We start from the raw sequence: 24,862 nt of genomic DNA, 5'->3' as shown, positions 1-24,862 counted from the left end.
GGGGATACCCGGTGCCCGCGGCGAACTGGTCCACGGGCGGCCGGTAGCCACCGGTCGGAGCGTAGTTGGCGTCGGGCGCGGGGGCGGAGTAGCCGGTGGGCGCGGCCGGAACCGGCTGGGGCGCGGGCTGTGCGGCGTCGTCGTCGACCTTGACGCCGTGGTCGGTGACCAGCGCGGCGAACCCGCCCGCGTAGCCCTGGCCCACGGCGCGGACCTTCCAGTCGCCCTGGCGGCGGTACAACTCCAGTGCGATGACGATGGATTCGGTGCTGAGTCCCTCGATCCGGTACTCGTACAAGGCGTTTCCGGCCCCGTCGCTGACCACGGCGACCGGCGCGGGCAGCCGTCCGAAGCTGCCGGTGGCGTCCTCGAGGGTGATCACGGCCCGAAGCTGTTCGATATCAGCGGGAATCGCGCTCAGCGACACTCCGAGCACGGCGGGCTGCCCGGGCGCTCCGGGCCGCAACTGCACGCCGGGGCCCGAGGGCTGGTTGAAGAAGATGAAATCGGCGTCGGTGCGTACCTTGCCGGCGGCGGTGACCAGCAGCGCGGACAGGTCCGCGGGCGCGGCCACCTGCACGCTGATCACCAGATCATGGACGTTCAGAGGACCGTTCTGGCCCTTCACCAAAACTGCGGACAAGATCGACCCTTCGCTTGTCGGTGCTGTCGCTGCCACTCTACGAGAACTCGGCGACACGAGCCCCGGCGGCGATTAACGGCCATCGCGCGCGGGCGTGGCAGTATCGGCGGAGTGAGCGACGGTGAAGTCGATCCCGTGGAAGCGCACGAGCAGTACCTGCGCGCCTTCCGGCATCCGGCCGTGTCCCGGGATCAGCTGCGTGACCTGCTCGATGCCGTGAACGCGTTCCTGGACACCATCACACCCAAGGACGGCGAGTTCGTCCCGCGCGGGGGCTGGGCGCCGGCGTCGACGGCCATGGCCTTCCAGATCGGCCGGGCGGTTGAGCAGGTGCTGTCCGAGCGCGAGGACGCCGATCGGGAGCTGGTGCGCCGCCGCGATATTCGCGACCGGCTGGTGGCCGCGCTGGACGCGGTACTGGACTGCCTGCGCACCCTGCCCGAACTGGCCGAGAACGAGGTGAAGCTGGGCACCGTCTGCGTGAACGAGGGCTTCCAGGTCTACGAGGACGGTTCGGTGCGCACCACGCCCGCACAGGAGCTCGGCGCGGAACCGGGCCTGCTGGAACGCCGCCGGGCCGAACTGGACGAGCAGATGACCGCCGCCGTCGCGGCCCGCACCGGGCTGGTGGACGACACCACCGATCTGATCCGGGAGCGGCTGGGCGTGGCCGAGGTGGGCATTCCCTGGGTGATCCTGGCCGCGACCCGGGGCGGCCTGGATGTCTCCGAGCCGTTCGAGTTCGCCGCCGAGCACCTACCCGACTGTGAATTACGGGATTTGATGGTGCAATTGGTGACCGATATCGAGTTGGCCCGCACCCTGGAGGAACCTGCGGAATAACTCGAGAGAGGCGATTCGGTGAAGAAGCTCATCAACGATCCGGCCGAGGTGGTGGATGCCGCGCTGGCGGGTATGGCGGCGGCGCATCCGGAGCTGCGGGTGGATGTCAAACAGCGAATCGTGGTGCGCGCGGACGCGCCGGTGCCCGGGAAGGTGGGCCTGGTGTCCGGCGGCGGGTCCGGGCACGAGCCGCTGCACGGCGGATTCGTCGGGCTGGGCATGCTCGACGCCGCGTGCCCGGGCGAGATCTTCACCTCGCCGGTGCCCGATCAGATCCAGGCCGCCACCGCGGCGGTGGACGCCGGGGCGGGCGTGCTGCACATCGTGAAGAACTACACCGGCGATGTCATGAACTTCGACATGGCCGCCGAGCTGGCCGCCGCCGAGACCGGCATCGAGGTGCGCTCGGTGGTGGTGAACGACGATGTGGCGGTGCAGGACAGCCTCTACACGGCCGGGCGGCGCGGGGTGGGTGCGACGGTGATCCTGGAGAAGATGGCGGGTGCGGCCGCCGAACAGGGGCGGCCGCTGGCGGAGGTGGCGCGCATCGCCGAGGCGGTGAACGCCAATTCGCGCAGCATGGGCATGGCGCTGACCTCGTGCACGGTCCCGGCGGTCGGGCATCCGACCTTCGAACTCGGTGCGAACGAGATGGAGATCGGCGTCGGCATCCACGGCGAGCCGGGACGGCTGCGGCTGCCGCTGGCCCCGGCCCGGGATGTGGCGCAGCTGCTGCTGGAGCCGATCCTCGCGGATCTGCCCTTCGCGCAGGGGGATCGGGTGCTGTGCTTCCTCAACGGCATGGGCGGGACACCGCTGATCGAGCTGTATCTGATGTTCGACGAGGTGTCGCGGCTGCTGGGCGGGCACGGGATCCGCATCGAGCGTTCCCTGGTCGGCCCGTACATCACCTCGCTCGAGATGGCGGGCTGCTCGATCACGCTGACCAGGCTCGACGAGGAGCTGACGGAGTTGTGGGACGCGCCCGTGCGGACTCCCGCGCTGCGGTGGGGCATCTGATGGCCGCCGTCGACGCGGCCGCGTGGGTGCGCGGATTCGCGGCGCTGGTGGACGCACACGCGACGGAGCTGACGGCGCTGGACGCGGCCATCGGCGATGCCGACCACGGCACGAACATGCAGCGCGGCATGGCGGCGGCGGTTGCGGCGCTGGATGATTCGACCCCGGCGACACCGGCCGAGGTGTGCAAGCAGACGGCGATGGTGTTGATCCGCACGGTCGGCGGGGCGAGCGGGCCGCTGTTCGGCACCTTCTTCCTACGCTTCGCCGGTGCCGTCGAGGGCGGGGAGATCGCCGATTTCGCGCGCGCCTTCCGGGCCGGGCTGGACGGTGTGATCGCCCGCGGCAAGGCCGAGCCCGGGGACAAGACCATGGTGGACGCGCTGGGCCCGGCGGCGGACGCGCTGGACAAGCAGGTCGCCGGGGGCGCGTCGGCGCAGGACGCGCTGGCGGCCGCGGTGGCTGCCGCCGAGGCCGGACGGGACGCGACCACGCCCCTGGTGGCGCGCAAGGGCCGGGCCTCCTATCTCGGGGAACGCAGTGCGGGACACCAGGATCCGGGTGCGACGAGCGCGGCGCTCTTGGTGCGGGCCGCGCTGGAGGCGCTGCGGTGATCGGCCTGGTGGTGGTGTCGCACAGCCGCGCCTTGGCCGAGGCGGCGGTGGCGCTGGCGGCCGGGCTGCTGCCCGAGCAGGGCGTGGCGGTCCGGATCGCGGCGGGACTGCACGACAATGAACTGGGGACCGATGCCGTCGCGGTGGCCGACGCCATCACCGCGGCCGATTCCGGCGACGGCGTGCTGGTGCTGATGGATCTGGGCAGCGCGGTGCTGTCCGCCGAGACCGCCCTGGATCTGCTCGAATCGCCTGTCGAGGTGAAGCTTTCGGCCGCGCCGCTGGTGGAGGGTCTGCTGTCGGCGCTGGCCGCGGCGGGCGGCGGCGCGGATCTGGCGACCGTCGCGCGGGAGGCGGAGGGTGCGCTCGCGGCCAAACGAGCTCAGCTCGGCGAATCCGCCGATGCCGCAGTCGGAAACGATCCACAGTTATCCACAGGCGTGATGCCCGTGGATAACTCGGTCACCGGTACTTTCGAGGTCACCAACGAGCACGGCCTGCACGCCCGCCCGGCCGCCGAATTGGTCGCGGTGCTCCGGAATTTCGATGCCACGGTGAGTTTGCGCAATGCCACCACCGGCGCGGGCCCGGTGCCCGGCGACAGCTTGACCAGGGTGCTCACCCTCGGTGTGCTGCCCGGCCAGTTGCTCGAGGTGAGCGCGACCGGTCCGGACGCGGCCGAGGTGGTCGCCAAAGTCCGCGCCCTGAACCAGAATCGAGATCATGACCAACCTCGGTGAGAAAGCAACGACCTTCCTCGAACTGCACCAGCCCGGCAATCCGGTAATCCTGCCGACGGTCTGGGACGCCTGGTCCGCGAAGCTGGTGCAGGAGGCCGGTTTCCGGGCCCTGACCATCGGCAGCCACCCGCTCGCCGATTCGATGGGCAAGCGGGATCAGGAGGGTATGACCCTCGCCGATGTGCTGGCGCGCGTCGCGGAAATCACGGCGGCCGTGGACATTCCGGTCTCGGTGGATCTGGAGTCCGGCTACGCCCAGAAGCCCGCCACCATCATCGAGGGCCTGCTCGAGGCCGGGGCCGTCGGCTTCAATCTCGAGGACACCGTGCACAGCGAGGGCGGGCGGCTGCGCACCCCGCAGGAGCACGCCGACCTGGTCGCCGAGCTGCGCGCGGCCGCGGACGCCACCGGCGTGCACGTGGTGGTGAACGCCCGCACCGACGTCTTCATGCGGCCCGACACCGGCACTCCGGCCGAGCGGCTCGAGAGCGCGCTCACCCGCCTGCGGCTGGCCGCCGAGGCGGGCGCGGACGTGCTCTACCCGGTGGGCCGCCACGAACCGGACGTGCAGCGCACCCTCACGGCGGAATTGCCGCGGCCGATCAACGCCATCGGCATCCCGGACCAGGGCTCCCCCGCCTATTTCGCCGAACTCGGCGTGGCCCGGGTCAGTTTCGGGCCGTTCCTGCAGCGCGCGCTGACCGCGGCGGCCAACGGGCTGCTGGCGGGCTGGCGCTGATCGCGGACGTCCGGCGGGTCAGGCCCGCACGCCCAGGAAATAGTCGAGGATCTCCTCGGAGGCGTGGATGCCCGATGCCGCGGTGACCACCACTCCGGGGTGGTTCCAGTTGCTCTGCTCCAGTTCACCGTGGCGGGGCCGGATGGCGGCGTCGGCGGTGCGCAGCATCTCGGCATCCAGCGCGCCGTCTCCGGCGGCCAGCAGCCGCGAATCCGGATGCAGCTCACCGGCGTCCAGCATGCGGCGCCGGACCTCGTGCACCGCATGGCTTTTGCACACCGGCAGCGGCATGGTGTAGATCTTGCGCCCCTGCCGGGACGCCGACCAGCCGCGCGGGCGGCACCAGGCGTCCCATTCGGCGAGGAAGCCGTCGGGCAGTCGCTCGAGGTCGACGACCAGGTAGACGAACAGGTCGTCGGCCTCGCGCAGCTTCAGCGCGAACGATTCGTCCACGCGCGCCCGCAGTTCCGCGCGCACCTCGACCAGGCTGGCGCATTCGGCGCGCACCCGGGCGTCCAGCGCGGAGCGCCAGCGCCGGTCGGGCAGGCCGTTGCGCAGGATGGTGCCGCCATTGCTGGTGACGGCGTAGGGCCAGGGCGCGCCGGGCAGGCGCACCCGCTGGAACTGCTCGATGGTGCGGGTGGTGACCGGCACCAGCGCCGCCGCCGAGGCCAGCGCGCCGAGCTGCTTGGTCGCCGCCACGGTCATGTACGAGATCTCCCGGCCGTCGAGGTGTTCCACACACACCGTCTCCGGCTCCGCCGGCCCGAAGGCCGCCCGTGAGTAGATCACGGTCCGATCCAGATCGGTCGCCACCATCACCCCGCGCACCAGTTACCCCTTCACGTCCTTGATCAACCCCATACAGGAATACGCCAAATCGGGCAGGACCTCGACCGGCACGCCGCGCGAGCGCGCCAGCAGCCGGATGTGGGCGTGCTCGGGCGCGTCCGCATCGCGCACCAGCACCCGCCACGGCACCCGCCGCAACAGCACCCGGGTCGTCTCGCCGACGCCGGGCTTCACGAAGTTCACGCTGGAGATCCCGTACGCGGCGCGCACCCGCTCCACCGAGGCCCAGCCCGCCCAGGTGGGCGTGCGATCGGCGGCCAGCAGCTCGCGCACCCGGTCGGCGACCAGTGGCCGCACCCGCGCGAAGCAGTCGCTCACGGCGTCCAGGAGTCGACCCGACACATCCTGGTCGGCCAGCTCCCGATAGAACTTGGCCCCGTGGAACTGCCCCGGCCCGATCAGGTCCCGGTTCAGCACCGTCCGCGAAACCAGTCCCGACACAGTCGAATTCAGGCACGCGGACGCGATGAGGAAATCGTCGCGGGTGCCGTAGGTCCGCACGCACCCGCCCGGATCGGCGAGCACCGCGAGTTCGGGATCGAACCGCGCCCCGCCCGCCGCGTGATAGGCCGCCAGCGCGTCGGCGAGCTCGTGCGTGATGGCTCCCTTGCCCGTCCACCCGTCGACGAACACGACCTTCGCCGGATCATGATGGCGCGCAAGATAATCCAACGCCACGGAATCGATCCCGCGATCCCGCACGATCGACACCGCATAGTGCGGCACCTCGACGCCCCGCTCCGCCAGCCATCGCCGCATGAGCACCCCGACCGGCGTCCCCGCCCGCGCCAGCGACACCAGCACGATATCGGTCCCGCGTTCGGCCACAACGAGTTCCGTCACCGTAGCGACCGCCAAAGCCAACCGCTCGGCGCTCTCCGCCAGCACGGTCTCGAACAACTCCCGATAGGCGGCATCCGGCTGATACTCCACCGGCAGCGATTCCGCGTAATGCGCCACCCCCGCCTGAATCCGCTTCTCCCGCTCCGCCACATCGGCTTCCAGCGCCACCCCCGACAGATCGGTCAGCAGCCACGCCACCTCGTCCCGCCCATACGACCCGAACTCGGGCCCGTACAGCGGTTCCGGACCGTGCGAGCGCGCGGCGGCGAGCGCCCGCGGATCCGCCTCCGGCAGCACGGCCAACAGCACGTCAGCGCCGGACGCGGTGAGTACGTCGATGAGTCCCCCGGCGGCCGTGAGCCTTTCGGTGTCGGCGGGCCGGTCGGCGACCACGAGCAGGATCGGATCGAGCGCGGGATCCGGCCACTGCGCGTTGTACAGGAAGCGCGGCGCCTCCTCGCCGAGTTCCGGTGCGGTGAACCGGAATCCGCGCCGCAGCGGGTAGCCGGGTTCGTCCAGCACATATGCCGGGGACCGGGTGGTGGTCTGGTAGCGGGTCGGGATGCCGCCCTCGGCAAGTGCCGCCGCGATGCGCAGCGGCAGGTACATGAGTTCCTCATGGGCGAGGACGATGACCGGGCGTCCGGTGTCGGCCAGTTCCCGGGTGAGAGCGCCCGTCACGGTCGCGAGCGCCGCGTCGAACGCGTCGGTGTCCGAGTTCAGGAACCCGTGCCGCCCACCCTCCGGAACGGTTCCCGGCCAGGGCAGTTCGACGCGGGTGAACATACCGCGCTGGGCGGCAACCGGATTCAGGACGGGATCGGGCAGTTCGGCGACGGCGTCGATCAGGTCGGCGGGCAGTGTGGTGCTGCCGCTGGCCAGGCAGACGGTATCGATGCGAGCACCGAGATCGGCGGCGGCTTCCTCGAATTCGTGACGGTCGGCTTCGGTGCGCATGTCGACCAGGGAGGCGAGGACGTAATGGTCGCGCGGCTGGAAGGCGTGCAGGGCACGGATGGCGTCCAAGGCGGTTGCGCCGGTGGAGATCTCGTCGTCGACCAGGACCAGGGGCAACCGGTCGCCGAAGACTTCCGCGGGGGCGGGCTGCAGCAGGTGCGCGGTGGCGTGCGAGTGCCCCTCCTCGAAACCGGTGAGGGTTTCCGCGCTCGGCACGTCGCGGCGGGTGGAGTGCAGATAGCAGCGCGCCTCGATGCGGGCGGCCACGGTGTGGCCCAGACCGGTGGCGGTTTCGGCGAAGCCGAGCACCAGCGCATCGGACTTGCCGAGCACCTCACGGACCAGGTCGCCGAGGCGGTTGCCGGCGTCGAGGACGCGATTGGGATCGGTGGGCAGGTGCTTGCCGAGGACCGTGGAGACCAGCAGGTGGGCGCGGCGGGGGTTGCGGCGCAGGCCGGGTTCGACGAGCGCCTCGATGCGCCAATCGGGTTCGAGGAGGGCCGAATCGGTGTGGCGGAGGGTGAGACCCAGTTCGCGGGAGGCCCAGGGCAGGGTGGCGTCGGCGGTCACGATTCGACCAGGGCCTTGAGCAGGTCCACGAAGGAGACTCCTTTGTTGGCTACGCCGAAAACCTTGGCGCGCAGCATGATCTGGTGCGCCCAGCTGCGGTGCGGGCGCATTTCGTTCATCTTGTTGCGGTACTCGGAGGCAGCCACGCCGCCGGCGCCGGTGCTCAGGATGTCGAGGGCGTCGGCGTACTCCTCGTGGGTGACGATCGCCAGCGCGTGCACGACCGCCACATGCGAGGGATGGATGACGGTCTTGCCCTGGATGCCATTGGCGCGGTCCAGGGTGATCTCCCGCAGCAGCCCGTCCAGATCGCGGCTGACCAGCGACTGCCGGAAGCGCACGGCATCACTGTCGGCGAACGGCGAGGTGCGCAGCAGCGGCCGGAACATGCGGGCGTGGTCGGCGAAGTACTCCCATACCGGCCCGGTGATGGTGAAGCCGGTGCCGTCGGCGCGGCCCAGGTAGTTGACGATGTCGGCGATGACATCGGCGACCACCCGCACGTCGTAGATGGTGAGCTCGCGGTCGCGGCGAATGCCGAAGGTGGAGCACATATCGGTGGCCCCGATCCGCACGGCCAGCACCCGGTCGCGATGTTCGGCCAGCAGCTCACCGATCGCGCGCAGTTCGGTGTCCCGGGTCTCACGGTGCACCAGCGCCGGGGATTCCAGCACCGGCATCCCGAAGATGGTGCGCCCCAGCCGATCCGATGCCGCGGCCACGGCCCGCAGGTAGGCCTCGGCGCGGGCGCTGTCGAATTTGGGCAGCACGAATCCGGTCAGCGCCGCCGCCCCAGGCCCGATCCGCTCGGCGATCTCGCCGATGCTCTGCGGATCGCGCACCCGCACGAACAGCAGCGGATGCGATTCGCCGCTGTCGGCCAGTTCGTCGAGAGTCCGTGCGGCCTGCCACTTCCCGTCCTCGACGGCGTGGTCGGCGACGGCGTCCTCGAGGTCGATGACCATCGAGCACACCCCGCGTTCGGCGCGGCGCGCGATGGTGGCGGTGAGATCGGGGCGGGTGGCGGGCACGTAGAGGGTGGCGCCCAGCGCCATGGCCAGCAGCTCGCGGTCGCGGGAGCCGCCGAAGGCCTCGGGCTCGCGGTGGAACAGTCGCCGCAGTTCCGGGCCCGGTACCTGCCGGAAGTGCCGCAGCGGCACATGTTTCCGCAGGGAGACGGGGGCGACACCCGGATCGCTGGTGATCGTCGCGGTCATCGGTGTGGCCGTCCTCCTGCTTGCTGTCTATCTGTCGGTGTTTCTCATGCGCTCGACCACTCCGGCGACGAACGCGGAGATGGCGTCGAGTTCGGACACATAGGCCCAGTAGTCGGGATGGCGTCCGGTCAGGCCCGCACCGGCCCGGTCCAGGCGCTCGGCCTGGGCGTCGAGCACCGAACCCCATTGCGGGACCACACCTTTGTTCACGGCCAGCATCTGGGCGTCGCGCAGTTTGAAGCGGACGGCCTTGGCGCGTTCGGCGGGCTGCTCGCGCACCTGCCGCAGCAGGGCGAGCCGATCGGTGACGGCCTCGGCGCGCTCCTCGGCGGTGGCGAGGTGGGCGCGGGCGGTGGTGGTCAGGTCGAGCGCTTCCTCCGGGTCGTGGTCGGCAAGGGCGGCCCGGGCGCGGGTCAGATCCGCGTCGGCGGCCGCGACGGCCTCCCGGGCTTGCCGCTCATTGTTGGCCAAATCGTTCGAGGACGCAGCCGCAAACTCGCGGAGCAGCGCCGACATGGCCGGGGCGACCCGCTCCAGCCGATTGCGCGCGGCATCCAGCCGGGTGGCCGCGGAGCTGATGGCGGTGGTGGCCGAATGCTGTTTTCCGGGAGCGGCTTCCAGGGCGGCGGCCAATTCCTTGATGAGGGTCTCGAGCCTGGTCGCGGCGTCGCGGGTGGCGGCCCCGACCCCGGCGGCCACCGCGGCCTCGAGTGTGACGAGTCCCTCATCCACGGCGGCCGCGCATCGCCGGATCGACCGATAGGCGGCATAGGGCGAGGCGTCGGCGGCCTGCCGCTGCTGGGCCGCCTGCGCACGCACCTGCGCGACCAATTGCGGCACCGAACCGTAGACCGCGACCGCGTTCTCGAGATGGGCCTGATTGCCGCGGTAGAACTCGTCGACCCCGCGGGCGGCGTCGGCCAGGCCCCGGATCACGGTGTCGATCTCGGGCTGGGCGATCGTGCCGCCGTCGCGTTCGGCCTGGTCCAGGCGGTCGTTGAGGGCCAGGTAGGCCCCCGACGCGCCATAACAGCGGGCGCGCACCGGTTCCCAGCGCGCGGCCATGCCGCGTTCGGGGAACAGTGCCGCGGACGCGGCGACGGCAGCCTCGGCGATGCTCTGCCGGCGATCCATGTCCAGGAAGGCGGTCGTCAGCACCTGCCGGGCCTGCTGCACCCATTCGTTGTTCCGGGGATTCGTCCGGAACCATCCGCGTCGACGGCCTGCCACGTCCCCGATGGTAGGAGAACGTTGACGAACACCGCGACTGCGGCGATGGAGTGTGTGAGTCTGTTCTGTGACAGGCAGCTCACGCAGGGTGGCCTTGAGCTTTACCTACCCAAGGCTTGGGGAAACCATTACTGTCGAGACGGCGGAACCGACTTGCTGGACACGCCGTTAAGCAAGAAAAGCAGCAGACGCTTTACAACGGAAGGATTCCCGCAATGGGTGTCAGTTTGTCCAAGGGCGGAAACGTTTCACTGACCAAGCAGGCTCCGAACCTGACCCAGGTGGCCGTCGGCCTCGGCTGGGACATCCGGACCACCACCGGCACCGACTTCGACCTCGACGCCAGCGCCATCGCCACCGGCGCCGACAAGAAGGCGCTGTCCGACAAGCACTTCGTGTTCTTCAACAACCTGCAGTCGCCGGAGGGCTCGATCGTCCACACGGGCGACAACCTCACCGGTGAGGGCGAGGGCGACGACGAGGTCATCAACATCGACCTGGCCAACACCCCGCCGACCATCGAATCCATCTTCTTCCCGGTCTCGATCTACGACGCGGACTCGCGCGGCCAGAGCTTCGGCCAGGTGCGCAACGCCTACATCCGGGTCGTCGACCGCGCCAACGGGGCGGAGCTGGCCCGCTACGATCTGTCCGAGGACGCCTCGACCGAAACCGCCATGGTGTTCGGCGAGCTCTACCGCAACAATGGTGAGTGGAAGTTCCGCGCCATCGGCCAGGGCTACGCCTCCGGCCTCGCGGGCATCGCACGGGACTTCGGCGTCAACGTCTGATTTCATATCCCGCGACACGTTGAGGGCTCGGTCGCACGGGCCCTCTTCGTGTGTCCATCCACCCGCTACCCGACCCGCCACAACGAAAGGCCCCAAGCGGTGCGAATTTTCGGCCTCTCCATAGTCGTCACCGTATTGGCGCTGATCGCGGCGCTGGTCTACGGCGGCCCCACCGCGCTGCTGCTGTGCGCGATCCTGGGCATCCTCGAGGTGTCGCTCTCCTTCGACAATGCCGTCATCAACGCCAGCATCCTGCAGCGGATGAGCGACTTCTGGCAGCGCATCTTCCTGACCATCGGCGTCGTGATCGCCGTTTTCGGTATGCGCCTGGTGTTTCCGCTGGCCATCGTGTGGATCACGGCCGGGCTCAACCCGGTTCGCGCCTTCGATCTGGCCATGAACCCGCCCGCCGACGGCGCGCTCACCTTCCCCGACGGCAGCGCCTCCTACGAGAAGCTGCTCACCGACGCGCATCCGCAGATCGCCGCCTTCGGTGGCGCGTTCCTGCTGCTGCTGTTCTTCAACTTCATCCTCGAGGAGCACGAGGTCACCTGGCTGGGCTGGATCGAGCGGCCGCTGGCCAAGCTCGGCAAGCTGGACATGCTCGCGGTGGTGCTCACCCTGGGCGGCATCGTCATCGCGGCGGAATTCATTGCCACCGAGGATGATCGCGGGACCGTGCTGCTGGCCGGCATCCTGGGCGTGATGACCTACATCCTGGTCGACGGGCTCGGCTCGATGTTCCATGCCGAGGAACACGCGGAGGGCGCGGCATCCGGACCCTCGGGCGCGGTGAAGGCGACCGGCAAGGCGGCGTTCTTCCTGTTCCTGTACCTGGAAGTGCTCGACGCCTCGTTCTCCTTCGACGGTGTCATCGGCGCGTTCGCCATCACCTCCGACCCGATCCTGATCGCGCTGGGCCTGGGCCTGATCGGCGCCATGTTCGTCCGATCCATCACGGTGTACCTGGTGCGCAAGGGCACGCTCTCGGAGTACGTGTACCTCGAGCACGGCGCGTTCTGGGCCATCGGCGCCCTGGCGGTCATCCTGCTCATCACCATCGGCGTGCACGTGAACGAGGTGATCAGCGGTCTGGTCGGCGTGGCGTTCATCGGCGCGGCGTTCATCACCAGCGTGATCCGCAATCGGCGCGAAGGGGCGAACGGCGAGGGCGACGACGAGGAGTTGTCTCTGGAGAAGTCCTCTAGCGTCGGCTGATTCAGAGCATGCGGCGGGGGATGGCCATATGCCGAGCCCGCCGCACCGACACCCGGGTCCACAGCCGCTCCTGCACGGTCAGGGTGAGCCAGCCCGCGATGGCCATACCGACCAGGTTGACCAGCAGCTGGGCGGTACTGCCCCACACCGTGGCGCCGTCGGCGATGGCCACGCCGAGTGCGATATTGCCCGCCGCGGGGACGGTGGTCACCGAGATGAAAACACCTGCCAGGCCGACCGATTTGGCCGAGGTGATGGACAGCACGCCGGCCGCGCCCGCGATGACGGCGATGATGAACGACCACTTGTCGGGTGTGTAGATGAAATGGGTCGCCGGGCGCGGACCGGTCACCTGCGCCAGGGTGATCCAGCCCAACGCCCGCCCGATCAGCGCGAGCACGATGGTGATGCCGATGGCCGCCAGGAAGCCGATCACCAAGGTGCGCAGGGCCAATCGGAACAACATGAGACGCCGCCGCACGATGGCCACGCCCAGCGCGGCGATGGGACCGAACTCCGGTCCGAGCACCATCGCGCCGACGGTCAGGATCTGGGAATCGGTGATGATGGCGATGCTGGCGATGAGCGTCGCCAGGGTCATGAAGCTCAGGTAGGTCCAGTTCAGTTCGGTCTCGTCGTAGGCGCGCTGGGCCACCTCCGCCCAGACCACCGCATCGGTACTGCTGCCGGGGGTCCGGATCTCGGCCTCGAAGCCGCTGCGCGACAACCAGGTTCCCACCTGTTCGAGCTCGATGCTGCCCACCTGGTGCACCCGCATCGCGCGTAGCCGGCAGATCAGGTCGTTGGCGCCCTCGCGGGCGATCTGCGCGGTGATCAGATCGCCCGGCGGCTTGATGACCGCGTCGCGCACCGCGACCAGTCCGGTCACCGCGTCATCGGTCTGGAGGACCTCGAGGATCTCGTCGGTCATGGTGGCGGGGGCCAGGATCCGCAGGTGCAGCATGCGCACAGTCTGCCGTGCGGCGGGCGGCGCGGCGGGTCAGACCCGCACGGGTCGGCGGGGTTGAATGCGGTGGAAGACGGCGTTCGGGCGTTCGGGGGCGGTCGTCGCGGGTTCCGGCGCGGGGGCGCGACGGGAGGCCAGGACCATGCCGACCAGTCCGACAGCCAGGCCCGCAATCGTCAAGGGGCGCAACGGCTGATCGATGACCAGCCAGGCCATGATCGCGGTGACCGCCGGGATGGCGAAGAAGAAGCGGCTCACCCGGGTGGTGTCCCAGCGCTGCAGCATCGTATTGAGCAGCAGGAACGCGCCCATGGAGTTGATCAGCACCATCCACACCATGGAACCGGCGAAGCGGCCGGGATCGGCGATGTGGAAGCTGCCGGTGAGCGCGGCCAGCAGGCCCGCGAAGGGTGCGCTGACGGCCACGTGCACGGCGGTCGCGGCGCGCGGATCCACGGTGGGGGTGAAGCGCTTCTGGTAGATCGTGCCCAGGCTCAGGCCCAGCAGCCCGACCACGCACAGCACCAGGCCCAGCACCGAGAACGTCGAATGATGGTCCAGCACGGCCAGTCCCACGCCCAGCCCGCCGACGCCGAAGCCCAGCCACTGGGTGCGGCTCACGGATTCGCCGAGGGCGCCCGCGAAGACGGCCATCACGACCGGGCTCAGGCCCTGCATCAGGGAGATGACGGCGGCGGTGACGTGCTCGTGCATGGCGGTGTAGAAGGCGCCGAACTGCACCATCTGCATGAGCAGTCCGGCGACCACCGTGTGGCCCAGCGTCTTTCCGCGCGGCCAGACCGCGCGCACGATCAGCGCGTAGGCGATGAGCAGCAGGCCGGCGATGCCGAAGCGGGCGAACAGCACCAGCATCGGCGGTGCGGCCCCGACGCCGATGATGCCGGCGATGAAGGCGCTGCTCCACATGAAGATGAGCGCCGGTGGGCCCGCCACCTCGAGAAGCCGGTTGTCCATGATCCCTCCAGATCGCTAACCGCTTTAGGTGGTTACTACCGTCGCACTCCATTGCGTAACCTGTCAAGGTGGTTACTATGGCGGCATGACCACGTTCGCCGATCCCCACCTGTTCGTCAGCGGCAACCTGGCGCTGAACTTCATCGGCACCCGGCAGGAACGCCGCACCACCGGCATCGAACTGCTCACCGGCGATGCGGAATTGGGGGAATGGGTGGTCGCCGCGGGCATCCTGGACACCGCGCCCGACTGCACCGGCGCGCTCGCCCCCGCCCTGCGCCTGCGCGAGGCCGCGTGGCGGATCATGCTGGCCACCCTGAACGGGGAACCGGCCGCCGACGCCGACCGCAGGCTGCTCAACCGGCACGCCCACGACGCGCCGCCCGAACTCACGCTGCGCGCCGACGGCACTGTTCAGCGCAGCGGGACCGTCGAGGCCGCGCTGGCGGCCGTCGCGCGCTCGGCCATCGAACTGCTCGGCGGCCCGGATCGCGAACGGCTCAAGGAGTGCGGGCGCGACGCCTGCACCCGCCTCTACCTGGACACCTCACGCGGCGGTTCGCGCCGGTGGTGCGATATGGCGGTCTGCGGAAACCGGGCCAAGAGCAAGGCCTTCCGCGTGCGCAATACCGAAGCGGCCCACTGACCGCATCCGCGCGCCGACGAACAGGAAGAAGAACATCAGCAGCAACGCGGCCCGGCCCCACACGCCGATCTGCACGATGTTCTGCTCGAACTCGGCATTGTGGCCCTGACCCAGGGCATAGAAGTAGCGGAAGACGCCGACGCCGATGCAGGCGTCGGCCATCAGGTAGGCGACCACCAGCCCCCAGGGCACCTCGAGCAGCACCAGGAACGGGATCAGCCACAGCGTGTACTGCGGCGAATGCACCTTGTGGAACAACAGGAATCCACACAGCATGGCGCCGCTGACGCCGATCCACGGATAGACGCCGGCCAGCTGATACCGCCGCCAGCCCAGGCAGCAGGCCACCACGAAGGTGATCAGAATCAGCAGCGGCGAGGCCACCGTCACCATGTCCTGGAACGAATTCTCCCCGGCGCGAGTGTTCGCGAACAGCGGGCGCAATCCCCAGTACCAGATGGAATTGGTGGTGATATCGGCCTGCCGCAATTGCTGGAAGGTGATCGAGGCGCGCCAGCCGTCGTATCCGGCGAGCGCGAACGGCAGATTGATCGCCACCACCGTGCCGATCGCGGTGGCCGCGACCATGAGCGCGCCGCGCACGTCGAATCGCTTCTCGCGCAAGGGGTGTTCACCGACCAGCACGTAAATCAGCAACGGCAGCACGAAGATTCCGGGATACAGCTTGAAACAGAAGCCGATCGCCAGGAATACCGCCGCGGCGATCGCCCGATCCCGCAGCGAATATCTCGTCAGCACCGTCATCACATAGAACGCGGCGACGGCCGTGGCGACCACCGGCAGTTCCCAATTGTGGAAGGCGTAGAGCACCAGCGGCGGCCCGGCCGCCCACAGCAGCGCCGCCGGACCGGCCATGCGGGCCAGCAGATAGGCGGTGAGCAGCGCGAACGGGGCCAGCAGCAGCGCCGAGTGCAGCAGGAAGTCGGCGTCGGTGTGGCTGCCGATGCCGCCGATCCACATGAACAGCCCGCTCAGCACCGGATACTCGACCGCGCCGCCGGTCAGCTGCCCGTCGGGGGTGATGTCGCCGGTTATATAGGGAAAGACGTGCTCGTCGATCCCGCGGCCCAGCCACAGGTACTGAATATCGGAGTAGCAGACATTCGAGTCCTTGATGACATCGAAGATCGCGCTGCGCCCGTACTCGTCGAATGCCCCGCCCGCACAGCGCGCCTTGTTCCAATAAGCGATCAGCAATGTGACGGCGCACACCAGCGTCGACCCGATCGCGATCATGCTCGGCCCATAAGGGAAACGGCCCGAATCGCGACGGCGAGAAACCAATTCGCTCACGACGGGTCGGTTCGACATGCGCCCCACCCTAGGCGCGCTCTCGGCGTGTTCGCTCGCTCAACTCCGGAACAGGCCCGATTTCGCTGCTCAAACCCGGTCATGTAGCCTTGTCGGGTTGCTGACGCAACGAACCCTCCTGCCCACGGACAGTCCGTGGGCCGTTCACAGTCCACAGGAGGTGATGAGGTCCGTGCGTCATTATGAAGTGATGGTCATTCTCGATCCGAGCCAGGACGAGCGCACCGTCGGCCCGAACCTGAACAACATGTTGAGTGTTGTCGGTGCCGAGGGCGGCAAGGTCAACAACGTTGACATCTGGGGTCGCCGTCGTCTCGCCTACGAGATCGCCAAGCAGGCCGAGGGCATCTACGCGGTCGTCGATCTGACCGCCAAGCCCGAGACCGTGAGCGAGCTCGATCGCCAGCTGGGCCTGAACGAGTCGGTGCTGCGCACCAAGGTGCTGCGCCTCGACAAGAAGTAAGTCCAGTCCTCCCGCAACGTCGCTCGTAAATCGTCGGTCCCTGTCTCTAGGCTGACTGGCAAACCGTGCTTTTGACAGTACGGGCGAGCGCATTGCGGACTGCACCGGAAAGCAGGAGGAACCATGGCCCAAGGCGACACGGTCATCACCGTCATCGGCAACTTGACGGCTGACCCCGAGCTTCGATTCACCCCCGCGGGAGCGGCCGTCGCGAACTTCACGGTCGCGTCGACTCCCCGTGTGTTCGACCGGAATTCCAATGAATGGAAGGACGGCGAGGCGCTTTTCCTGCGCTGCAACATCTGGCGTGAAGCTGCGGAGAATGTCGCCGAGAGCCTGACCCGTGGCTCGCGAGTGATCGTGAGCGGACGACTCAAGCAGCGCTCCTACGAAACCCGCGAGGGTGAGAAGCGCACGGTCGTCGAACTCGAGGTCGACGAGGTGGGTCCCTCCCTGCGGTACGCGACCGCGAAGGTCAACAAGACCACCCGTGGCGGTGGTGGCGGCGGCTTCGGCGGTGGCGGACAGGGCGGCGGCCAGCAAGGCGGCGGCTTCTCCGGTGGCGGTAACAGTGGCAGTGGTGGGGGTCGCGGCGGCCAGAGCGCCGGCGACGACCCGTGGGGCAGTGCCCCCGCGGCCGGCTCCTTCGGGGGCGGGCCGATGGACGACGAACCGCCGTTCTAGACAACGGCTTTCCCCGGAATCGCCCCGACGGTTGATTCCCATAATTACGGAGTTGAAAGACCATGGCCAAAGCACCGGCACGCGAAAAGGTGCTGAAGAAGAAGGCTTGCACCTTCTGCAAGGAAGACAAGGCCGGCAAGAAGAACAACACGGCCGGCGCGAAGATCGACTACAAGGACACCGCGCTGCTGCGCAAGTACGTGTCCGACCGTGGCAAGATCCGCGCGCGCCGGGTGACCGGCAACTGCGTCCAGCATCAGCGCGATATCGCTGTCGCCGTCAAGAACTCGCGTGAGGTGGCCCTGCTGCCTTACGTGTCCACCGCTCGCTGAGAAGGGAAGGCACAGAGATGAAGCTCATCCTCACCGCTGATGTCGACAACCTCGGTGCGCCCGGCGACACCGTGGAGGTCAAGGACGGCTACGGCCGCAACTTCCTGCTCCCGCGCGGCCTGGCCATCGTGGCCACTCGGGGCGCGCAGAAGCAGGTCGAGGGCATTCGCCGGGCGCAGGACGCCCGTCGCGTGCGCGACCTGGACCACGCCAACGAGCTGAAGCAGGCCCTCGAGGGTCTGTCCGGCGTGTCCCTGTCGGTCAAGACCGCGGGCACCGGCAAGCTCTTCGGTTCGGTCACCGCCGCCGACGTTGCCTCGGCCATCAAGGCCGCCGGTGGCCCGGTTGTAGACAAGCGCAGCATCGAGCTGCCGAAGGCCCACATCAAGAGCACCGGCAAGCACGGTGTCGTGGTGCACCTGCACCCGGATGTGGTCGCCAAGGTCGACCTGCAGGTCAACGCCGCCGAGTAATTCGGTTTGTCGGAGGTCACCTCCCCGGTGGGGGGTGACCTCCGATTTCTTTTGTTTGCCCAGTAGTGGCTGATCCTCCGGTGCGAGTGTCCCGGCGGGCCGCGCGAAGGTGTCTCGACGAGGCATCCGCATGCATGACCCGCGATGTTCGCCCGGGTTGTGGATTGCTCAGCAAACCAACCATTCTCGTTGTGTGCTGGGTCACACGTGCGTGACCGTCCGTTTACCCAACACGCCCGGACGTTACCGTCCAGCGACACGCCGCACCGAATTGATCCACAGTTGCGCACAATGAGAATTCGGCCACTACCAGCACATTGATGTGTTCCGCCGACTGTTGTCCCCAAGTTCTCCACAGGGGGTGCACAACAGTCGGTGAACAATACCCACGTTATCCACAGGTGTGTGCACAGCTCGGTTTGGCGGGTGCCCGCCCGGTCGCCTAGGTTCGCATTCGAATGTCGTGACCACAGTCCGGGGACGGCTCGACTCCGTATATCCAGCGCCCACCACCACGGGTTTGCCACCGCGCCTTCATGACTGGCGTGTCGGCTCCGCGTGGCGGTCCGAACATGTCGGTGCGCAGGCGTAAAACGGGTCATGCACGTCGTTCCGGGCGCGAGGAGAGAGGACGGTCGAGCCTGATGGCAGTCATCGACGATCGCGGCCACGACGATCACGGACCCTCCGACTACCCGCCCGATGCCCCCGGCGAGGATTTCGGCCGCCAGCCACCCCACGACATGGCCGCCGAACAGTCCGTCCTCGGCGGCATGCTGCTGTCCAAGGACGCCATCGCCGACGTCATCGAGGTGATCCGCCCCGGTGACTTCTACCGCCCCGCACACCAGGCCGTCTACGACGCCATCCTCGACCTCTACGGCCGCGGCGAACCCGCCGACCCGGTGACCGTCGCCGCCACCCTCGACCGCAAGGGCGAACTCAAACGCATCGGCGGCGCACCGTATCTCGTCACCCTCACCCAAACGGTCCCCACCGCCGCCAACGCCGGCTACTACGCCGAAATCGTCGCGGAGAAGTCCGTCCTCCGCCGCCTCGTAGAGGCCGGCACCCGAATCGTCCAATACGGCTACGCCGGCGCCGACGGCCAAGACGTAGCCGAGGTCGTAGACCGAGCCCAAGCCGAACTCTACGACGTAACCGAACGCCGCTCCTCCGAAGACTTCGCCCCCCTCACCGACATCCTCCAGCCGACGATGGACGAACTCGACTCCATCGCCTCCCGAGGCGGCATCTCCCTAGGCGTACCAACCGGTTTCACCGAACTAGACGAAATCACCAACGGCCTCCACCCAGGCCAGATGATCATCGTCGCGGCTCGACCCGGCGTGGGAAAAAGTACGCTCGGTATGGATTTCATGCGCAGCTGCTCCATCAAGCACGGCATGGCCAGCGTCATCTTCTCCCTCGAAATGAGCCGCACCGAAATCGTCATGCGCCTCCTATCCGCGGAGGCGAAGATCAAGCTGGGCGATATGCGTTCGGGCCGCATGAGCGACGACGACTGGACCAAACTCGCCCGCCGCATGAGCGAGATCTCGGAAGCCCCGCTGTTCGTGGACGATTCCCCGAACCTCACCATGATGGAAATCCGAGCCAAGGCCCGCCGCCTCAAGCAGCGCCACGACCTCCGCCTCATCGTCGTCGACTACCTCCAGCTGATGAGCTCCGGCAAAAAGGTCGAATCCCGCCAGCAGGAAGTCTCGGAATTCTCCCGAAGCCTGAAACTGATGGCGAAGGAACTAGAGGTCCCGGTAATCGCAATCTCCCAGCTCAACCGTGGTCCCGAACAGCGAACCGACAAACGCCCCATGGTGTCCGATCTTCGCGAATCGGGATCCCTAGAACAGGACGCGGATATGGTCATCCTTTTGCATCGGCCTGATGCATTCGAACGGGATGATCCGCGTGGTGGCGAAGCCGACCTCATTCTCGGCAAACACCGAAACGGCCCCACCGCGACGATTACCGTTGCCCACCAGCTGCATTTGAGTCGATTCGTCGATATGGCACGGGGTTGATACATTTCGCGTGTTTCGAACGCGGATTCGAGTTACAGTCGATGGGTGCAGACGAACCAAGCTCCTGATGAAGCAAATGGTAAGTGCACCAACACCTTCAAATCCTACCGACCGTGCGGTCTACCGGCTGCCGCGCGAATTGCGCGCGCCGACAACGGAACATTCGTATCGCTGGAAACCTTGATGCACAGCGGTGAGCGACCACTGGTGTGGTCTCTCGACGAATATAAGCGGTTCGTTGCCCGGCCCATTTCGGAGATCTCCACTGGCGGCCACGGGACGATCTTCCAGGTGCGCTTGGCCTCCGGTCGGAGTATCGACGCCGCGGCGGCGGCGCGAATGCTGACTATAGACGGCTGGAAGCGGGTGGCGGACCTCGCGACCGACGACCGCATTGCCATACCGCGTTGGATTCCACATACCTTGGACACCAACGAGATGCCCCACTCAGAGGTTGTTCTGCTGGCGCACATGATCGGCGACGGCTCGTTCGTGAAGCGCCAGCCCATTCGCTACGCGAGCGTGGACGAGGAGAACCTCGCCGCTGTGGCGGAAGCCGCCACGCACTTCGGTATCACCGCCGTACGCGACGACTACGCAGCAGCAAAGGTAACCAGTCTGCGGTTGCCGGCGCCCTACCGACTTGCCAGAGGCAAACGTAATCCGATCGCAGCATGGCTCGACGAGCTCGGATTGTTCGGCCTCCGTAGTTACGAGAAGTTCGTTCCAGAAAGGATTTTCGCGCTCCCAACGGAACAGATCGCGATCTTTCTCCGTCATCTCTGGGCTACTGACGGTTCCATCCACTGGGATGAAGCTGGGCGACAAGTTCGGATCTACTACACCTCGACCAGCCTGCGTTTGATTCACGACGTCGCGAACCTCTTACTCCGGCTGGGAGTCCACAGCCGCATCAGGCTCGTGCCGAAGGCCGGTTTTCGTGACTGCTGGCATCTCAAGATTGATGGTGGGGAGAACCAAACGACCTTCCTGCAAGACATTGGCGCGCATGGTGCCCGGGGTGTCGCCGGTGAGGCATGTCTGGCTGAGCTTGACACCATGACGTTCAACCCGAACGTGGACACAATCCCCAAGGAGATCTGGGACCGAGTGCGGGAATTGCTGCCAGCACGCAACATCACCCATCGCGAGTTTCAGTCCGCCATGGGATCCAAATTCTGTGGTTCCACCATGTGGAAGCACTCGCCCAGCCGTGAACGACTGGCTCGCGCCGCACACATCTTGGATGCACCCGAACTCTCAATGCTCTGCATCAACGACATCTTTTGGGACCGAATCACCAAGATCACCTGCCTCGGCAAGCAAGAGGTGTTCTCGGTATCCGTGTCCGGCACCGAAAATCTGGTGGCAGACAGTGTTTCGGTCTATGCCGGGTCGTAGGTCAGCCGATGTTGGCGGAGAGGGAAGGGAGCATTCGGTAGGCCTCGTCTTGCCAGTTGTTCCAGGCGTGGATGCCGTACTCGGGGAAGGAGTAGTCGACGTTTGTTGCGCCCAGGGTGGCCATGCGGACTTGGAAGGCTCGGGTGTTGGCCAGGGCCAGGGCTTCCAGGGCCATGCCGTTGACGGTGCCCATGTTGGGGCCGTCCATGGCGGTGGGGCGGCCGGAGGCGGCGGAGACGTAGAGGCGGGTGCCGTTGCCCACCAGGCGGGGTGCGAAGACGAAGGGTCCATGTGCAGCCACTGCGGGCCCCAGGGCGGGGCCATGGAGTCGACGTTGTAGCCGCCGGCGTCGATCATGGCCAGGCGGATGGCTTCTCGCATGCCGGGGGCGGAGATGTTGAGGTAGCCGGAGAAGGCGCCGGCGAAGGAGAACTGGTCGGGGTGGTAGGCGGCGAGGGTGAGGGCCGCGCTACCGCCCATGGAGAGGCCGAAGACGCCGTTGCGATTGGGGTTGAAGCCCAGGCGATCTCGCAGGGCCCAGCGAAGATCGTTGGTGAGGAAGGATTCCCAGGTGTAGCGGTAGCTCTTGCCGGGGCCGCCGGAGAGGGCGTCGGTCGCGCCGGAGCCGGTGTTCGCGGAGCCGGTGCCGGGCGGAATGCCGAAGAAGGAGCTGGGGGCGTTCCAGTCGGCGTAGAAACTGGACTGACCACCTACCGGCATGACCACATTGATGTTGGCCGCCGCCATAGCTTCCGCGACATTGGTCTCGATTTCCCAGCCGTTGAGGTCCTCCCGGGCCCGCATGCCATCGAGGGCATAGACGACCCGGTTGGTATTGCCGTCAGCGGCGCGCAGCACGCGAGTTTTGATGGGCCCCATGGCGGAATCGACCCAGAAATCGAAGGCGGCCGGATCGAAGGCCGCCGACGCCGTTGCGCCACCGCCGGATACGGCGACAACCAGCGGTGCGACCAATGCCACGATCAGGGCCAGCACGCTTCGGATCGATCTCATCATCAGGTCCTCTCGCTCGAGCGGGCGAAAAAGCGGCGCGACGACGGGGGCAGTTCCCGTCGTCACGCTCGCTCGAAGTACCTATCGTCCGCTTCGGCGGTTTCGTTGCTGAAAATTAGCGACAATCTTTCGAAGTGATCCGTACTCGCAGGTCAGCCACCCGAAATCCACTGAAAGTCGCCCTCGGAACCAGGGTTTGCGCCAGAAATCAGGGAAACCGGAGGATAGCGGGCGGCCGAACTGGCCCGCTTTGCCTGATTGTCGATCACCGCGGCCGCGTGCGGGGTTACCGTCGATCTATGACCCTTAGTGGGAGAGGTCGTATCGCTCGGACGGGGGCGGTCGCGGCGGCGGCCGCGCTGGTCGCCGCGGGGTGTGGAAGCGGTGGGGAAAATTCGACGACGCCGACCGCGAGCAGTTGGCCGCCGGCGGGCGGGCGCGGCTCGTGCGCGGTGGACAAGCAGGAGAACGTGCCCGCTACCATGCGGGACGGCGTGGTGTTGAAATCCGATGTGTACAAGCCGAAGACCTCGGATTCGGTGCCCGTGATCCTCATGCGCACGCAGTACGGGAAGGCCGCGGCGCAGGTTCAGCCCTACCGGTATCAGACGCCGGATTGGTTCGCTTCGCACTGCTATCTGGTTGTGGTGCAGGACATTCGGGGGCAGGGCGCATCATCCGGGAACTTCACCGAGTTCGGGAACGATCTGAACGACGGGTACGACTCGGTCGAGTGGGCGGCCGGGCTGCCCGGGTCGAATGGCAAGGTGGGGATGTACGGGTCGTCGTATGTCGGTGCGACGCAATGGCTTGCGGCCGTCACCGCGCCACCGCACCTGACCACCATCGTTCCGGCCAATACGTCCTCGGACTATTACGACGGCTGGAATTACGAGGGCGGCGCGTTCCGGCTGGCATTCGTCGAGCCGTGGGCGATGGGGACCATCGGAACGAGCGCGGCGGTGAATCGAGGGGATACCGGGACCGCCAAACAGCTCGCCGCCGATGAGGCCGATTACTCGCGGTGGCTGGGTTTCCGTCCGTATCAACAGTTTCCGCCGCTACATCCGGGCGATCCGACGATCGCGCCGTGGTTCTACGATTGGATCGCGCATTCCACTCGCGATGACTATTGGAAGCAGTGGAGCATTCGGGACAGATACGCGAATGTCAAAGTCCCCGTACTGAATTTCGAGGGCTGGTACGACGCGTTCCTCGCGGGCGGGGTGGAGAATTTCGCCGGGATGGTCGCGAACGGCGGCACGCCCGAGGCGCGGGCCGGACAGCGGCTGGTGCTGGGCCCATGGGATCACCTCGGATGGGGGCGCGCGGACACCAATATCACGACGCCCATGTTGTCCACCGGCGGCGAGGCGGCCGACAGCCCGATCAACGACCTCATGCTGGCCTGGTACGACCACTTCCTGAAGGGCAAGGACAACAAGGTTTCCGGGCAGCCGGTGGTCGACTACTTCCTCATGGGCGCCAATAAGTGGAAGTCGGCGTCGGCGTGGCCGCTGCCGAACACCCGATGGACCACCTACTACCTGTCGGGCAAGGGCGCCAGCACCCTTCAGGGCCGTCTCGGTCAGCTCACCACCGATGCCCCGAAGGACCCGCAGGAGCCCGACCGCTACGTGTACGACCCGCTCAATCCCGTGCCCAGCGCGGGCGGGCACTCCTGCTGCGGCGCGTCGACCGGGCCGCAGGGGCCGGTGGACCAGTACGTGGTGGAGCAGCGCTCGGATGTGCTGACCTACACCACCGCGCCCATGGCCTCCGATACCGAACTCACCGGCCCGATCCGGATGACGCTGTGGGCCGCCTCGACCGCGCCCGACACCGACTTCACCGCGAAGCTGGTGGCGGTGGCCCCGGACGGTTCCACCATGAACCTCAACAACGGCATCATTCGCGCCGCGTTCCGGGATTCGCTGGAGCATCCGTCACCGATAGTGCCGGGGCAGCCCTACAAGTACTCGATCGACATCTGGCCGACCAGCTATCTGGTGAAGGCGGGATACAAGATCAGGGTCGAGGTCTCGAGCAGCGATTTCCCGCAGTTCGCGCCCAATCCGAATACCGGTGATCCGTTCGGGCTGAACACGAATACACAGATCGCGACCCAAACCATCTACCACGATCCGGACCACCCCTCGGCACTGGTTTTGCCGATCATTCCGGCGGGCGACGCGGGAAGTTCACGATTCCCGATGGAGCACTGACATATTCGGCTACGAGCATGACCGTGGCCGG

At 67.4% G+C, this 24,862-nt stretch carries 23 protein-coding genes and 1 pseudogene; 15 read left to right on the top strand and 9 right to left on the bottom strand.

What is annotated here, in order from left to right:
* A partial coding sequence (locus ACAM49_RS15360) for a TerD family protein (RefSeq protein WP_369636165.1) occupies positions 1-643 on the bottom strand: 643 nt, incomplete at its 3' end.
* Between the two features lie 111 nt (positions 644-754).
* Here ACAM49_RS15360 and ACAM49_RS15355 point away from each other — a divergent pair.
* The 5 genes from ACAM49_RS15355 to ACAM49_RS15335 are packed head-to-tail and all read left to right on the top strand — an operon-like array spanning position 755 to position 4,599.
* Entirely contained in the window at positions 755-1,486 is a 732-nt protein-coding gene (locus tag ACAM49_RS15355; protein ID WP_369636164.1) for a hypothetical protein, read from the top strand.
* A gap of 18 nt (positions 1,487-1,504) precedes the next feature.
* Positions 1,505-2,506, top strand: a complete 1,002-nt coding sequence (dhaK, locus tag ACAM49_RS15350; protein WP_369636163.1) for a dihydroxyacetone kinase subunit DhaK — start codon at positions 1,505-1,507, stop codon at positions 2,504-2,506.
* Entirely contained in the window at positions 2,506-3,120 is a 615-nt protein-coding gene (gene dhaL / locus ACAM49_RS15345) for a dihydroxyacetone kinase subunit DhaL (RefSeq protein WP_369636172.1), read from the top strand. Before dhaK ends, dhaL begins: the two co-directional genes overlap by 1 nt.
* Positions 3,117-3,860 (top strand): dihydroxyacetone kinase phosphoryl donor subunit DhaM, encoded by a 744-nt coding sequence (gene dhaM, locus ACAM49_RS15340; protein WP_369636162.1) that lies wholly within the window; start codon positions 3,117-3,119, stop codon positions 3,858-3,860. The genes dhaL and dhaM overlap by 4 nt, the downstream gene beginning before the upstream one ends.
* Positions 3,841-4,599: an isocitrate lyase/phosphoenolpyruvate mutase family protein gene (locus ACAM49_RS15335; RefSeq protein WP_369636171.1), complete on the top strand. Its 759-nt coding sequence runs from the start codon at positions 3,841-3,843 to the stop codon at positions 4,597-4,599. Before dhaM ends, ACAM49_RS15335 begins: the two co-directional genes overlap by 20 nt.
* A gap of 18 nt (positions 4,600-4,617) precedes the next feature.
* Here the strand turns inward: ACAM49_RS15335 and ACAM49_RS15330 are convergent, their stop codons facing one another.
* From ACAM49_RS15330 to ACAM49_RS15315, 4 genes are all read right to left on the bottom strand, one after another.
* Complete coding sequence (locus ACAM49_RS15330) at positions 4,618-5,418, bottom strand: HAD family hydrolase (protein ID WP_369636170.1); 801 nt, start codon at positions 5,416-5,418, stop codon at positions 4,618-4,620.
* Positions 5,419-5,433: 15 nt separating this feature from the next.
* Positions 5,434-7,821, bottom strand: coding sequence for a phosphoribosyltransferase (locus tag ACAM49_RS15325; RefSeq protein ID WP_369636161.1), 2,388 nt, complete (start codon positions 7,819-7,821; stop codon positions 5,434-5,436).
* Complete coding sequence (locus ACAM49_RS15320; protein WP_369636169.1) at positions 7,818-8,975, bottom strand: HpcH/HpaI aldolase/citrate lyase family protein; 1,158 nt, start codon at positions 8,973-8,975, stop codon at positions 7,818-7,820. Before ACAM49_RS15320 ends, ACAM49_RS15325 begins: the two co-directional genes overlap by 4 nt.
* Before the next feature lie 90 nt (positions 8,976-9,065).
* A complete protein-coding gene (locus tag ACAM49_RS15315; RefSeq protein WP_369636160.1) occupies positions 9,066-10,268 on the bottom strand; it encodes a hypothetical protein in 1,203 nt (400 codons plus the stop codon).
* Between the two features lie 215 nt (positions 10,269-10,483).
* Between ACAM49_RS15315 and ACAM49_RS15310 the strand changes: the two genes are divergently transcribed.
* Positions 10,484-11,059, top strand: a complete 576-nt coding sequence (locus tag ACAM49_RS15310) for a TerD family protein (RefSeq protein ID WP_369636159.1) — start codon at positions 10,484-10,486, stop codon at positions 11,057-11,059.
* Between the two features lie 99 nt (positions 11,060-11,158).
* Positions 11,159-12,277, top strand: a complete 1,119-nt coding sequence (locus tag ACAM49_RS15305) for a DUF475 domain-containing protein (protein WP_369636158.1) — start codon at positions 11,159-11,161, stop codon at positions 12,275-12,277.
* Between the two features lies 1 nt (position 12,278).
* On the opposite strand, the gene ACAM49_RS15300 is transcribed toward ACAM49_RS15305, so the two are convergent.
* Positions 12,279-13,241 (bottom strand): DUF389 domain-containing protein, encoded by a 963-nt coding sequence (locus tag ACAM49_RS15300; RefSeq protein WP_369636157.1) that lies wholly within the window; start codon positions 13,239-13,241, stop codon positions 12,279-12,281.
* Between the two features lie 36 nt (positions 13,242-13,277).
* Entirely contained in the window at positions 13,278-14,219 is a 942-nt protein-coding gene (locus ACAM49_RS15295) for a DMT family transporter (protein ID WP_369636156.1), read from the bottom strand.
* Positions 14,220-14,304: 85 nt separating this feature from the next.
* Between ACAM49_RS15295 and ACAM49_RS15290 the strand changes: the two genes are divergently transcribed.
* Positions 14,305-14,865: an ABATE domain-containing protein gene (locus tag ACAM49_RS15290; RefSeq protein ID WP_369636155.1), complete on the top strand. Its 561-nt coding sequence runs from the start codon at positions 14,305-14,307 to the stop codon at positions 14,863-14,865.
* Here ACAM49_RS15290 and ACAM49_RS15285 read toward each other — a convergent pair.
* Positions 14,767-16,122, bottom strand: a complete 1,356-nt coding sequence (locus ACAM49_RS15285) for a glycosyltransferase family 87 protein (protein ID WP_369636168.1) — start codon at positions 16,120-16,122, stop codon at positions 14,767-14,769. The genes ACAM49_RS15290 and ACAM49_RS15285 overlap by 99 nt on opposite strands.
* A 247-nt stretch (positions 16,123-16,369) precedes the next feature.
* On the opposite strand from ACAM49_RS15285, the gene rpsF reads away from it, so the two are divergent.
* From rpsF to ACAM49_RS15255, 6 genes are all read left to right on the top strand, one after another.
* On the top strand, positions 16,370-16,660 hold the full coding sequence (gene rpsF / locus ACAM49_RS15280; protein WP_369636154.1) for a 30S ribosomal protein S6: 291 nt from the start codon (positions 16,370-16,372) through the stop codon (positions 16,658-16,660).
* 123 nt (positions 16,661-16,783) lie between these two features.
* Complete coding sequence (locus ACAM49_RS15275; RefSeq protein ID WP_040814318.1) at positions 16,784-17,344, top strand: single-stranded DNA-binding protein; 561 nt, start codon at positions 16,784-16,786, stop codon at positions 17,342-17,344.
* Positions 17,345-17,406: 62 nt separating this feature from the next.
* Complete coding sequence (rpsR, locus tag ACAM49_RS15270) at positions 17,407-17,676, top strand: 30S ribosomal protein S18 (protein WP_040814320.1); 270 nt, start codon at positions 17,407-17,409, stop codon at positions 17,674-17,676.
* A 17-nt stretch (positions 17,677-17,693) separates the two neighbouring features.
* Complete coding sequence (rplI, locus tag ACAM49_RS15265; RefSeq protein ID WP_369636153.1) at positions 17,694-18,149, top strand: 50S ribosomal protein L9; 456 nt, start codon at positions 17,694-17,696, stop codon at positions 18,147-18,149.
* A 644-nt stretch (positions 18,150-18,793) separates the two neighbouring features.
* On the top strand, positions 18,794-20,191 hold the full coding sequence (gene dnaB, locus ACAM49_RS15260; RefSeq protein ID WP_369636152.1) for a replicative DNA helicase: 1,398 nt from the start codon (positions 18,794-18,796) through the stop codon (positions 20,189-20,191).
* Positions 20,192-20,236: 45 nt separating this feature from the next.
* Positions 20,237-21,592 carry an LAGLIDADG family homing endonuclease gene (locus ACAM49_RS15255; RefSeq protein WP_369636151.1) on the top strand — a complete coding sequence of 452 codons (1,356 nt, stop codon included), beginning with the start codon at positions 20,237-20,239 and terminating at the stop codon, positions 21,590-21,592.
* Between the two features lies 1 nt (position 21,593).
* Here ACAM49_RS15255 and ACAM49_RS15250 read toward each other — a convergent pair.
* Positions 21,594-22,609: pseudogene (locus ACAM49_RS15250) on the bottom strand (alpha/beta hydrolase).
* Between the two features lie 479 nt (positions 22,610-23,088).
* Here ACAM49_RS15250 and ACAM49_RS15245 point away from each other — a divergent pair.
* The gene (locus ACAM49_RS15245; RefSeq protein ID WP_369636167.1) at positions 23,089-24,831 is read left to right on the top strand and encodes a CocE/NonD family hydrolase; all 1,743 of its coding nucleotides are present in this window, start codon (positions 23,089-23,091) and stop codon (positions 24,829-24,831) included.
* The last annotated feature ends 31 nt before the right edge of the window (positions 24,832-24,862 follow it).

The sequence above is a fragment of the Nocardia sp. JMUB6875 genome (assembly GCF_041154655.1).
Lineage (GTDB): Bacteria > Actinomycetota > Actinomycetes > Mycobacteriales > Mycobacteriaceae > Nocardia.
Note: the sequence above shows the minus strand (reverse complement) of the source record. Positions and strands in the feature narration are given on the sequence as shown.